This window comes from Actinoplanes sp. NPDC049265, assembly GCF_043197135.1.
GTDB lineage: Bacteria > Actinomycetota > Actinomycetes > Mycobacteriales > Micromonosporaceae > Actinoplanes.
In genome coordinates, this window is sequence record NZ_JBICSP010000001.1 from 401,418 (window position 1) to 413,479 (window position 12,062).

Sequence of the window (12,062 nt, forward strand, 5' to 3'; positions counted from 1 at the left end):
GAAATCAGCGCTTGCGACGCCGGGAGATCAGGACGACGGCGAGGATGATGCCGGCCACCACCAACAGGCAGCAGAGGCCACCGAAGATCGGAAGGAAGCCACCACTGCGACGACGGCGGTACTTGGCCGCCTCGATGGCGATGTCGGCGGTCCCGTTGCTCGCCGCCCACGCATGTACCGGGATCACAAGGGTAAGAACCATGCCGGTCACGGCTGCGGAAGCTCGCGACCACCACTTCACTGCTGCGGACATGCGACCCATCGTGACCCATCGAGGCAACGACTGAGAGGCTGGGGTCATGGACAGGGATCTGGCCGCGCTGGCGGCGGCGCACGGGGTGGCCACGTCGTACGAGGACTGGCACCGGGCCGAACGACAGGTCGCCCCGGAGTCCGTGATCGGCGTATTGGGCCTGCTCGGAGTGGATGCGAGCACCCCGGCGGCGGTCCGCGCGGCGCTGGCCGCCGTCCCGGCCAAGCAGGACCTGCCGGGCACCGTGGTGGTCCGCGAGGGCACCGCCCGTCCGCTCCCCGGCGTGTCCCGGATCACCCTCGAGGACGGCACCGGCCGCGAGGTCACCGAGATTCCGGCCGACCTGCCGCTGGGCTGGCACCGGCTGCGCCACGGCGACCGCGAGGTGACCCTGGTGGTGGTGCCCGAGGCGCTGCCCGAGCCGCCGGAGACCTGGGGCTGGATGCTGCAGCTGTACGCACTGCGCTCGGCCGGGTCGTGGGGCATCGGCGACCTGGGCGACCTGCGTACGTTCATCGAGAACAGCCACGGCGCCGGGCTGATCCTGCTCAACCCCCTGCACGCGATCACCCCGACGGTGCCGGTCCCGCCGTCTCCGTATTCGCCCTCCAGCCGCCGTTTCGCCAACCCCCTCTACCTCCGCGTTTCCGACATTCCCGAATACCAACGCGCCGATCCCGCGTTGCGCACGAAGATCGACGCGCTGCGTCCGGCCCCGACCGACCTGATCGACTACACCGCGGTCTGGGAGGCCAAGCGCGCCGCCCTCGAACTGCTCTGGCCGCTGGCCGGCCCGGTCGAGCGGAACGCCGATCCCGGGCTGACCGGCTTCGCCGAGTTCTGCGCCCTGGCCGAGAGGCACGGCGCCAACTGGCAGGCGTGGCCCGCGGATCCGGGACAGCCCGACGACGACCGCGTCGACTTCCACATCTGGATCCAGCACCTCGTCGAGGAGCAGCTGGCCGCGGCCAACCAGGCGGCCGCCGGGATGGCCGTCGGCGTGGTGCACGACCTGGCCGTGGGCATCGACCCGAGCGGCGCCGACGGCCGACTGCTGCGCGACGTGCTGGCCGCCGGCGTACACATCGGGGCCCCACCGGACGCGTTCAACCAGCTCGGCCAGGACTGGGGGCTGGCCGCGTGGCGACCGGACCAGCTGATCGAGACCGGCTACGCGGCCTACCGGGACATGCTGCGGCGGATCTTCCGGCACGCCGGCGGGCTGCGCGTCGACCACGTCGCCGGGCTGTGGCGGCTGTGGTGGGTCCCGCCCGGCCTGGGCCCGGCCGAGGGCACGTACGTGCACTACGACCCCGAGGCGATGCTCGGCATCCTGGCCCTGGAGGCGCGGCGGGCCGGTGCCGTGGTGATCGGCGAGGACCTCGGCACTGTCCTCCCGGAGGTCACCGAGGGCCTCGAACGGATGAACATGCTCGGCTCGGCCGTGCTCTGGTTCACCCGCGACTGGGACGACCCGGATCAGGTCTTCATCCCGGCCGAGGACTACCCGCGCAACGCCCTGGCCAGCATCTCCACCCACGACCTGCCGACCGCCGCCGGCTTCCTGGCCGGCGAGCAGGTCCGGGTCCGGGCCGAGCTCGGGCAGCTGGCCGGCCCGGTCGAGGAGGAGCGGCGTACGGCCGACGCCGACCGGGCCGCCCTGCTCGCCGCGCTGACCGAGGAGGGCCTGATCACCGGTGCGAGCACCCCCGAGGAGATCGTGGTGGCCATGCACGAGTTCCTCGCGCGTACGCCGTGCCGCCTGGTGACCGCCTCGCTCTACGACGTGCTGGGCGTCCTCGACCAGCCGAATCTGCCCGGCACGACGGACGAGTACCCGAACTGGCGGATGCCGATCACGACTAGCCTGGAGCAGATCGCGGTAGACCCCCGAGTACGCCGCATCGCCGGCGTGCTGAACGCACGAAAAGGAGCGGAATGAGCTTCCTGGACAAGGCGAAGGAGTTCGCCGACAAGCACGACGAGCAGGTCGACCAGGTGCTGGAGAAGATCGGCGACGAGGTCGACAAGCGGACCGGCCACAAGTACGGCTCGCAGATCGACCGTGGCGTCGACGAGGCGCAGAAGCGCACCGGCGACGGCGACACCCGACCCTGAGACCTGTTCCGAATTCGCCGCCAGGAGAAGCGCCCCGAAAGCGAATGTGAAACAGGGTTCAACTGGCCAGTGGCACGGGCGGCGGGTCGTCGTCCACCGCGAACAGCATCGGGTGGTCCGCGGCCGGCGTCGACGTCCGCTCGCGGCACCGGGTCGGCGGCAGCAGCGAGGAACGGTGCTCCGGGTGCTCGGCGCAGTGCCGCAGCGCCCGGGTGACCGCGTCCGGGTGGTGCCGTCCGCCACCGTATTCGCCGCAGCGGACGCAGTCCCACCGCCAGTAGGCCGGCCCCTCGTCCGACTCGTGGCGGCGGATGCGCAGCGCCGGACGGGACCGGCTGTGCTCGGCCGCCGCCGCGGCCAGGATCTCGGCCATCGCGCTCGCCGGTGGCGGCCCGGCCGGACGCCCGGTGAACTCGGCCAGCACACTGCTCGAGCCCGACACCTCGGCCCTCCGTCCTTCCCGTCCACGGCGGACGGGTCCCGTGGGGCCAGTGTGGCGGGACGATCCGGGCAACATGAGCATTTTGGCGAAAACGGGCGGGTATTCACCCGTGATCCACATCTTGACCGGTGCTACGGTGGCGAAGCTGACCCTCACACGATGCAGGACGCCGTGCCCTTCACGCACTCGGCATTTCTCTACGACTCCCCCGACGACTACCGCGACTTCCTCGTGCGCTTCATCCGCGAGGGGGTGGAACGCGGCGACGCCATCGCCATGGCCATCCAGGCCGACCGGGTCGAGTTGCTGCGTGAGGCTCTCGGCCCCGAGGCCGCCCAGGTGCGCTTCCAGCCGACCGAGGACTGGCAGATCCGGCCGGCCCGCTCGATCGGCGTCTGGTCGAGGCTGCTCCGGACCGCGGCCACGGCCGGGCGCCCGTCGGCGCGGCTGATCAACGAGATCGACTTTCAAGATCACCTTCCATCGTGGGTACGCGCGGAGTCCGCGAGCAACGTCTCCCTGGCCGGCCTCAACGGGCACCTGCTGTGTCCGTACGACCGCGGCGCCCTGCCCCCCGACCTGATCACCGCCGCCCGCCGCACCCACCCCGACCTGTACGACGGCCGCTGGCGCGACAGCGACGAGTTCGTCGAGCCCCGCGTCCTGCTGGCCGGCATCGAGGAACCGCCCTACCCGGCCGCCGGTCGCCCGCTGGTCGAGGTCCCGGTGGCCGACTCGGTCGCCGACCTGCGCGCCCACCTGCGCAACCAGGCCACCGCCGAGGGCTGGCTCCCGCCCGACCGGGTCGAGGTGCTGATCCTGGCGCTGAGCGAGCTCGCCACCAACGGCATCCGGCACGGCGGCGCCCACCGTGACCTGCGCGTCTGGCTCAACCCGGAGGCGGTGGTGTGCGAGGTCACCGACGACGGCCCCGACCCGCCCGGCCCGCTGGCCGGCTATCTGCCCCCGGTGCCCGGCATCGTCGGCGGCATGGGCCTGTGGCTGGTCGGCCAGATCTGCGACGCCCTCTCGGTCACCACCGCGGACGGCGTCACCCGGGCCCGGTTCGCCCTGCGCCGCTGAAAGAACCGGCCCGCGAGCGCTGCCCCACCCCTGTGGGTGGGGAGGAATGTAGCGCGCGGGTCCGACATTTTCGGGCCGTCGTCCACAGCCGCCGACCGCCCAGAAGAACCGGCCCCTCGGGTGGGGGAACCCGAGAGGCCGGTGCTGGTGCGTACGACCCGATCAGCAGTAGGTCTTGCCCTTGCTGGTCCGGGCGTACTTGCAGGTGTCGATCGTCTTGCCCGAGCCGCTGCGCAGGTAGGCCGTGTCGCCACCGTTGTCCCAGATGAAGCCGGTGCGGCCCCAGTACCGGTAGTTCGACGACGGCCGGCCGTTCGTGCCCCTACCCGTCGGCAGGATGATGTTCTTGTAGCCGCGCAGGTACACGTCGGTGGTGAAGCGGTACGTGTGGCCGGCCCGGTCCTTGATCGTCCAGTACTTCAGGTTGAACGTCGTGGTCGTGTAGTTGGTGATCCGGACGTACTCCTGGTTGAGCTTGGCCGCGGTGTCGGTGCCGGCCGGGTCGTAGGCGATCAGCGAGAAGCGGATGTCGCCGGCCTTCGGGGTGATCGGCGCCGGCTTCGGCGGGGTCACCACCGGCGGCTTGGTCGGCGTGGTGGTCGGCGGCTTGGTCGGGTCGGACGGCGGGTTGGGCAGGCCGCCGTTGATGCCCACCACGGGCGAACTGCCGACCAGCACCAGGTTCGACGGGTCCGGGCCGACCAGCGCGCGGTAGTTCTGCGCGCCGCTCTGACCGGTCAGCACGGTCGAGTAGACGCCGCTCTCCGCGGTCTGGCCGTCGGCCACCTTCGCCCACGAGCTGCCCGACTGGCGCTGGATCTCCACCGGCAGGTAGGCCTGGCCCGGCTCGGACACCACGTTCACGGTCACGCTGGTGCCGGAGACGCTCAGGTCCAGGCTGGGCTTGACCACGATGCCGACGTTGAGCGGGGCCGACCGCAGCGCCGCGTTGCCGTTGGCCTCGGCGACGAACGTGAAGCCGGAGTCCAGCCGGCGCTTCAGCGTGAAGTTGCCGCTGCTGTCGGCGGTCGTCTCGACGATGTCCTCGGGGAAGTACTGCGTCGCGTAGTCCATGTCGGTGCGGTACACGTAGGCCGCCTCGCGCAGCCGGATCGTCGCGCCGGGGTCGGCCTTGCCCTTCAGCGTCGCCCAGTTCCAGCCGACCACGCTGGCCGGGCCGGTCAGGGTGGGCACGGTGGCGGCCATCGCGGGGCTCGCGCCGAGCAGCGCGGTGCCCAGGCCCAGGGCCGCGGTCACCGTCGCGGCGGCCAGCCGCGGTGAACGTACACGCATCACAGGTCTCCTCGAGTCGATGCTCGGAGCCTATGAGCTATGACTCTGTGTGTTGATCACCCGGAACGTCGGCGCCTTTTGGCTGGTCGGACTAGGTCTTGCAACCGGATCGACAGTACGGAGCGTTAAATGCTAAACCTGGACTCATGCCTTCAAAGCCGGTACAACTAGCTGCCGATTGCGCCCGATGTGCGGGGCTCTGCTGCGTTGCTCCGGCCTTCGCGCGGTCCTCCGACTTCGCCATCGACAAGCCGGCCGGCCGGCCCTGCCCCAACCTGGCCGACGACTTCCGGTGCGGCATCCACGAGCATCTGCCCGAGCGCGGCTTCCCCGGCTGCGTCGTGTTCGACTGCTTCGGCGCCGGTCAGCAGGTGACCCAGCACACCTTCGGCGGGCGCGACTGGCGATCCGAGCCGGCGCTCGCGCCCACGATGTTCGCCACCCTGCCGGTGATGCGGCAGCTGCACGAGTTGCTGTGGTACTTGACCGAGGCCCTGCGCCTGGACGCCGCGGCCCGCGTACACCCCAAACTGCGCGCAGCGCTCGACCACACCGAACAGATGACCATGGGTACGCCGGACGAGCTGGCCGCCATCGACCTGGACGAGCACCGGCGCCGGGTCAACCCGCTGCTGCAACGGGCCAGCGAACTGGCCCGGGCCGGCGCCGGCCCGCGACCCGACCACCGCGGCGCCGACCTGATCGGGCGCACGCTGCGCGGACGCGACCTGCGCGGCGCCAACCTGCGGGGCGCCCGGCTGATCGGCGCCGATCTGCGCCAGGCCGACCTGCGGCGGGCGGATTTCACCGGAGCCGATCTTCGGGGCGCCGACCTGCGGGAAGCCGATCTCACCGGAGCACTGTTCCTGACCGCGGCCCAGATGCGCTCGGCGCGGACCACCGATAACCCCTAGCATGAGCGCATGCAGGTGTCCGGGCTGGTCTGGGCGCTGACCGTGGCAGGGATCGCCGGGCTGATGCTCTTCGATTTCCTCTTCCACGTCCGGCGGGCGCACATCCCCTCGATCAAAGAGGCGGCCATCTGGTCGTCGATCTATATCGGCATCGCCGTCCTCTTCGGCCTCGGCATACTCGTCTTCGCCGGGACCGACAACGGCGCGCAATACTTCGCCGGCTGGGTGACCGAGGCGATGCTGTCGGTCGACAACCTCTTCGTCTTCCTGATCCTGCTCGGCAGCTTCAAGGTGCCCCGCGCCGACCAGCAAAAGGTGCTGCTCTTCGGCATCGTGTTCTCGCTGGTCGCCCGGACCGGGTTCATCTTCCTGGGCGCGGCGCTGATCAACTCGTTCGCCTGGGTGTTCTACGCGTTCGGCCTGATCCTGCTGGTCACCGCGGGCAACCTGCTGCGCGACAACAACGACGACGGGGAAGAGCGGTCGGCCGACAACCTGATCATCCGGGTCGCCCGGCGCTTCCTGCGCACCTCGGAGACGTACGACGGGGACAAGCTCTTCACCGTCCAGGACGGCAAGCGCGTGATGACCCCGATGCTGCTGGTCATGGTCGCCATCGGCGGCACCGACCTGCTGTTCGCGCTGGACTCGATCCCCGCCATCTTCGGGCTGACCCAGCACGTCTACCTGGTCTTCACCGCCACCGCGTTCTCCCTGCTGGGCCTGCGCCAGCTCTACTTCCTGCTCGAGGGCCTGCTGGACCGCCTGGTCTTCCTGTCCTACGGGCTGGCCGCGATCCTGGCCTTCATCGGCGTCAAGCTGGTCCTGCACGCCATGCACGAGAACAACGTCCCGTTCATCAACAGCGGCGAGCCGGTCGACGTGGTCGAGATCAGCACCGGCATGTCCCTGGCCTTCATCGTCATCGTCCTGGTCATCACCGTGGCCGCCTCGCTGCTGAGCCCCAAGGGCCGGGCCCAGACGTACGTGTCGGCCGCCCGCCGCCACGCCCACGAGTTCCTGAACATCGAGCAGGACCCGGCCTACTGCGACGAGGTCTACCACCGCCTCCTCGACGAGGAGCAGAACCTCAGACAGCTCCCCGAGAAGTACCGCCGCCGCATCCGCGAGGAGGACGAGCTGATGGACCTCCTCCGCCAGGCCCACCAGGCCCACGACGAGCGCGTCGCCGCCGGCCACTGCTTCGTCCCCGCCCGAACCTAGATCCGGGGCCGCCGCACCGCCCAGGCCTACACGCCGGCGAGCTCCTTCTCCGGGACACGCAGCTCCGCGCCCTCGATGTCGACGTGCGGGGTGGCCCGGTCGAGCCAGCGCGGGAACGCCCACGCCATCCGCCCCATCAGGGTCAGGACAGCCGGCACCAGCGTCATGCGGACCACGAACGCGTCGATCAGGACGCCCACCGCCAGCCCGAAGCCGATGGTCTTGATGATCGGGTCCTCGACCAGCACGAAGCCGCCGAACACGGCCGACATGATCAGCGCCGCGGCGGTCACCACCCGGGCACCGTGGCCGACGCCCTCGATCGTGGCGGCCCGAGGCGACAGGCCGTGCACGAACTCCTCGCGCACCCGGGACACGATGAACACCTCGTAGTCCATGGCCAGGCCGAACAGAATGCCCAGCATGATGATCGGCAGGAAGCTGACCAGCGGGCCGGGCCGGTCCACCCCCAACAACGACGAACCCCAGCCCCACTGGAACACGGCCACCACCACGCCGAACGTGGCCCCGACGGTGAGCAGGAAGCCCAGCGTCGCCTTCAACGGGACCAGGATCGAGCGGAAGGCGAGCAGGAGCAGCAGGAACGACAGCCCGATGACCACGCCCAGGTATTCGGGCAGGGCGGCGGTCAGCTTCTCCGAGACGTCGATGCCGACCGCTGTGGCGCCGGTTACGCGTACGCTGCTGCCGTTGGTGGCCAGCGGGGGCAGCGCGTCGCGCATGGTGCGGACCAGGGCGTAGGTGGCCTCGGCGGTCGGGCCGCTCTTCGGGACGACCACGAGCAGGCTGGTCGTGCCGGCCGGGGTGGCGCCGCCGGGCGAGACGGCGGCCACGTCGGGCAGCTTGCGGGCGGCCGCGGTGATCCGGGCGGTCAGCGCCGACACCGCATCGCCCCGGCTGCCGCGGATCACCACGAGCAGCGGGCCGTTCGCGCCCTCGCCGAAGGCGGCGCTGGTCAGGTCGTAGGCGACGCGTTGATGGGACCCGTCGGGTGCGGTCCCGTTGGTCGGCAGGGCGAGCCGCAGGTCGTGGGTGGGGATGGTGAGCACAGCGAGGACCCCAACCCCGACGATCAGCAGGGGTACGCGGAACCGCACGACCCCGTGCGCCCACCGGAACCCGAAGCCCGGCTCGGGCCTGCGGTGTGACGCCCGGCGTACCCCGATCCGCCCGCCGGCGAACGCGAGCATGGCCGGCAGTAGCGTCAACGCGACCGCGACGGCGGTCAGAACGGTCCCGGCCGCGGCCAGCCCCATGGCCGTCAGGAACGGCACCCCGACCAGCCCGAGCCCGGCCAGCGCGACCACCACGGTGGCGCCGGCGAACAGCACCGCCGACCCGGCCGTGGCCGTGGCCCGGGCGATCGACTCGTCGATGGCCATGCCGTCGCGCACCTGCGCCCGGTGCCGCGAGGTGATGAACAGTGAATAGTCGATGCCCACGGCCAGCCCGAGCATCAGGGCCAGGATCGGCGCCGACGACGACACGTCGACGGTCGCGGTGACCAGGAGCAGCCCGCACATCCCGACCCCGACGCCGAGCAGCGCGCTCAGCAACGTCATGCCGGCGGCCACGAGCGACCCGAAGGTCAGCACGAGCACAGCGGCCGCGATGACCACACCGACCGCGTCGAGGGCGCCGAGTTCGGGCGCTCCCCCGCTGACCCCGCCCGGCACCACCCGCAGCGTGGTCCCGCCGCCGCCGGCCAGCGCGTCGAACGCGGCCCGGTCGTCGGCGGTCAGGTCGGCCTCGCCTTTGGCGTACTGCACCGCCACCAGCCCCACGGTCCCCGCCCGATCGATGCGGCCGCTCGCGTACGGATCAACCACGGCAACCACGTCGGGCAGCTCCCCGGCCCGCGCCACCAGCGCCACGACCTGCTTCTTGACCGCCGCGTCGGCCAGCTTGGCCCCGGCCGGCGCCCGCACGACGATGGTCAGGGAGGCGCCCGCCGCGGCCGGCAGATCGTTGTGCAGGTCATCGAGGGCCTGCTGGGACTCGGTGCCCGGGATGTCGAACTGGTCGACCGTCTTCCCGCCGAGCGTCAACGCCCCGACCCCGAGCACCACCAGCAACAGCGCCCACAGGGCGGCGATCCGTCTCCGCCGCCGGACGGCCAGCCGCCCCAGCCGATACAGCAGGTTCGCCATGACCCGGCCGCCCTTCATCCGGACATATCGTCCCGAATCAGGCTAGCGACCGGCGCTCGTGCCGTCAGGCCTTTGTCAGGGACCGGGTACGCAGCATGCGAGCGACCTGGTCGGCCCGCTCCCGCAGCGACTTGCCGACCACCGGGGCCACGTCGCCGGTGGCGGCCTCGACCGCCCGGGCCAGGTAGGCCTCGTCGCTCGTGAAGACCGGGAACAGGCGGCGGGTGTAGTGCATCGCCACGATCATGCCGCTGCGGTGCAGGGTGGGCAGCAAAGTCAGGTACTGGTCGCCGAAGCCGGCCAACGCCTCGTCCTGGCCGGGGCGCCAGAACGCCGTGGTCACCGCGTTCGTGGCACCGATCGACACGATGCGGTCGATGGCCAGGGCCTGCCAGATCTCGGCTTTGGCGGCCGGGTCGGGGGCGGCCGCCCGCACGGTCATGGCCCGGTACCTCGCGTCCGGGTCGGGGTCGCGGGCCAGCAGGGCCGCCACCTCGGCGTCGGTGTCGCCACCGAGCTCGGACTTGCGGACCAGGGCCCGCCAGGTCAGGTCGACGTCGTCGCCGGCCGCCTCGAGCAGGGCGTCGACGTCGGTGGTGACCCGGGCCAGGGCCCGCAGGGCGATCTGCCGGCGGGCGGGCGCCCCGGCCAGGCGGCGGCACATGTCGGCCACCTCGGCCGCGATGGCCTCGCGGGCGGCGGGCGGGGCGTAATAGTCGGCCACGTTGCCGGCCAGGAACAGGTACGGTTCGATGACCGCGGGGGCGGTCTCCACGCCGAGCACCGAGACCAGGCTGGACGCGGTCTCGGCGGCGGTCGCCTCGCCGGTGACCAGGGCGTCCCACACGGTGGCGACGGCCACGCCGCGGGCGATCGGGGTGGGCAGCTTCGCGGCCACCGCCGGTGCCGCCGGGCGGGACGTCGCGAACGTCAGGTCCTCGTCGTTGACCAGGTAGAAGTCGGCGCCGACGGGCAGCGGGACGGTGGTCCGCTCGGACTGGACGTCGACGATCGCGCGCTCCGTGCGTACCAAACCCTGATCTTGATTTTGGTAGGCGCTGACCGCGAGCACCTGCGGCCGGGGCGGACCGGCCGGACCGCGACCCACCAGCACCAGCTCGTCGCCGGCGGTCTCGAGGGTCAGGCGGTCGGTGCCGGCGGTGGACAGCCAGCCGTCGCGCCACGCGTCGAGGTCCTTGCCGCTGACCGCCGCGAGCTCGTCGATCAGGTCCTGCAGCACGGTGTTCTGCCAGGCGAACTTGGCGAAGTACGCGGTCATGCCGGCCCGGAACGCGTCCTCGCCGACATAGACCTGCAGCTGGCGCAGCACCGAAGCGCCCTTGGGGTAGGTGATCGAGTCGAAGATCGAAGCGGCCTCGGCCACGTTGTCGATCCGCTGGTGGATCGGGTGCGAGGTGGGGCCCTGATCGGCCAGGTACGCGTCCAGCTTGTCGTCGGCCAGGTGCCCGGCCCAGGCGTCGGTGTACTCGGTGGCCAGCGACGCCGCCCAGTTGCAGGCGAACTCGGCGAACGCCTCGTTCAGCCACAGGTCGTCCCACCAGCGCATGGTCACGATGTTGCCGAACCACATGTGGGCCATCTCGTGCAGCAGCACCTTGGCGAACAGCTCGTCCTCGGCGTGCGTCGGCGCGGCCCGCCGCAGGAACGTGTCGGCCCAGGTGACGCAGCCGTAGTTCTCCATCGCGCCGCCGTACTCGGGCATGAACACCTGGTCGTAGCGCGGCTGCGGGAACGGCATGCCGAACTGCTCGCCGTAGAAGCCAAGGCCCTGCTCGGTCAGGGTGAACAGCTTGCCGGCGTCCCGGTCGAGCACGGCGGCCAGCGACCGCCGGCAGTACAGGCCCAGGTCGTACCCGTCGATCTGCCGCCGCAGCTGGTAGAACGGCCCGGCGTTGATCACGGTGTTGTACGGCGACAGCGGCGGCGTGGCCGGGAACGCCCACACCTCCGACGACCCCGACGAGGTGACCCTGGCGTTGCCGGAATTGCTGGTCACCGTCCAGCCGGCCGGCGCGGTCACGGTGAAGACGTGCGGCGCCTTGAGATCGGGCTGGTCGAAGCAGGCCCACACCCAGCGGGCCTCGTCCGGCTCGAACGACATCCACAGGTAGACCTCGCCGTCGGCCGGGTCGACCGCCTTGTGCACGCCCGCGCCGTCCTGGGTGTTCGGCTGCTCGCACTCGACCACCAGCGTGTTGCTCGCGGCGAGGTCGGGCAGGGTCAGCCGGCCGTCGGCGGCCGGGCCCAGCTCACGGCCGTTCAGGGTGGCGCGCAGCACTGTCGCGGCGGCGTCCACGAAGGACTCGGCGCCCGGATTCGTGCAGGTGAACGTGATAGTCGATGTGCTGCGGACCCGTGGCCCGGTGGGCAGATCGGTGAGGTCAACCGCGATGTCGTACCGTTCGACGGCCAGCAGCGCCGCGCGCTCCTCGGCCTCGGTCTGGGTCAGGCTCTTCACGCTCACCCACCCCACCCTAGGGCGCATCTGACGGATCACCCAAGTGCGAGGCGAGGTCCAGAGCCCTGGGTGATCCGTCAGATGC

General features: G+C 71.2%; 9 protein-coding genes and 1 pseudogene. 5 read left to right on the forward strand and 5 right to left on the reverse strand.

What is annotated here, in order from left to right:
• Positions 1–4: 4 nt before the first annotated feature.
• Entirely contained in the window at positions 5–202 is a 198-nt protein-coding gene (locus tag ACGFIO_RS01895; protein WP_392822541.1) for a hypothetical protein, read from the reverse strand.
• Between the two features lie 97 nt (positions 203–299).
• Between ACGFIO_RS01895 and ACGFIO_RS01900 the strand changes: the two genes are divergently transcribed.
• Both ACGFIO_RS01900 and ACGFIO_RS01905 read left to right on the forward strand, forming a co-directional pair.
• Positions 300–2,195, forward strand: a complete 1,896-nt coding sequence (locus ACGFIO_RS01900) for a 4-alpha-glucanotransferase (protein WP_392820756.1) — start codon at positions 300–302, stop codon at positions 2,193–2,195.
• Positions 2,192–2,371, forward strand: coding sequence for an antitoxin (locus ACGFIO_RS01905; protein ID WP_392820758.1), 180 nt, complete (start codon positions 2,192–2,194; stop codon positions 2,369–2,371). Before ACGFIO_RS01900 ends, ACGFIO_RS01905 begins: the two co-directional genes overlap by 4 nt.
• A gap of 58 nt (positions 2,372–2,429) precedes the next feature.
• On the opposite strand, the gene ACGFIO_RS01910 is transcribed toward ACGFIO_RS01905, so the two are convergent.
• Positions 2,430–2,813 carry a hypothetical protein gene (locus tag ACGFIO_RS01910; protein ID WP_392820759.1) on the reverse strand — a complete coding sequence of 128 codons (384 nt, stop codon included), beginning with the start codon at positions 2,811–2,813 and terminating at the stop codon, positions 2,430–2,432.
• A 159-nt stretch (positions 2,814–2,972) separates the two neighbouring features.
• On the opposite strand from ACGFIO_RS01910, the gene ACGFIO_RS01915 reads away from it, so the two are divergent.
• Positions 2,973–3,896: an anti-sigma factor RsbA family regulatory protein gene (locus ACGFIO_RS01915; RefSeq protein ID WP_392820761.1), complete on the forward strand. Its 924-nt coding sequence runs from the start codon at positions 2,973–2,975 to the stop codon at positions 3,894–3,896.
• 162 nt (positions 3,897–4,058) lie between these two features.
• Here the strand turns inward: ACGFIO_RS01915 and ACGFIO_RS01920 are convergent, their stop codons facing one another.
• Complete coding sequence (locus ACGFIO_RS01920) at positions 4,059–5,189, reverse strand: lamin tail domain-containing protein (protein ID WP_392820764.1); 1,131 nt, start codon at positions 5,187–5,189, stop codon at positions 4,059–4,061.
• Positions 5,190–5,335: 146 nt separating this feature from the next.
• On the opposite strand from ACGFIO_RS01920, the gene ACGFIO_RS01925 reads away from it, so the two are divergent.
• Entirely contained in the window at positions 5,336–6,103 is a 768-nt protein-coding gene (locus tag ACGFIO_RS01925) for a pentapeptide repeat-containing protein (protein WP_392820765.1), read from the forward strand.
• 9 nt (positions 6,104–6,112) lie between these two features.
• Positions 6,113–7,099: pseudogene (locus ACGFIO_RS01930) on the forward strand (TerC/Alx family metal homeostasis membrane protein); the annotation flags it as partial.
• A 254-nt stretch (positions 7,100–7,353) separates the two neighbouring features.
• Here ACGFIO_RS01930 and ACGFIO_RS01935 read toward each other — a convergent pair.
• Both ACGFIO_RS01935 and pepN read right to left on the reverse strand, forming a co-directional pair.
• Complete coding sequence (locus tag ACGFIO_RS01935; protein WP_392820768.1) at positions 7,354–9,498, reverse strand: MMPL family transporter; 2,145 nt, start codon at positions 9,496–9,498, stop codon at positions 7,354–7,356.
• Positions 9,499–9,562: 64 nt separating this feature from the next.
• Positions 9,563–11,983 (reverse strand): aminopeptidase N, encoded by a 2,421-nt coding sequence (gene pepN / locus ACGFIO_RS01940; RefSeq protein ID WP_392820771.1) that lies wholly within the window; start codon positions 11,981–11,983, stop codon positions 9,563–9,565.
• Positions 11,984–12,062: the final 79 nt, after the last annotated feature.

Coding starts and splice junctions, on each gene's coding strand:
- ACGFIO_RS01925 (WP_392820765.1), top strand. CDS start 5,336: ATGCCTTCAAAGCCGGTACAACTAGCTGCCGATTGCGCCCGATGTGCG.
- ACGFIO_RS01935 (WP_392820768.1), bottom strand. CDS start 9,498: ATGGCGAACCTGCTGTATCGGCTGGGGCGGCTGGCCGTCCGGCGGCGG.
- ACGFIO_RS01900 (WP_392820756.1), top strand. CDS start 300: ATGGACAGGGATCTGGCCGCGCTGGCGGCGGCGCACGGGGTGGCCACG.
- ACGFIO_RS01905 (WP_392820758.1), top strand. CDS start 2,192: ATGAGCTTCCTGGACAAGGCGAAGGAGTTCGCCGACAAGCACGACGAG.
- ACGFIO_RS01915 (WP_392820761.1), top strand. CDS start 2,973: ATGCAGGACGCCGTGCCCTTCACGCACTCGGCATTTCTCTACGACTCC.
- ACGFIO_RS01895 (WP_392822541.1), bottom strand. CDS start 202: ATGGTTCTTACCCTTGTGATCCCGGTACATGCGTGGGCGGCGAGCAAC.
- ACGFIO_RS01920 (WP_392820764.1), bottom strand. CDS start 5,189: ATGCGTGTACGTTCACCGCGGCTGGCCGCCGCGACGGTGACCGCGGCC.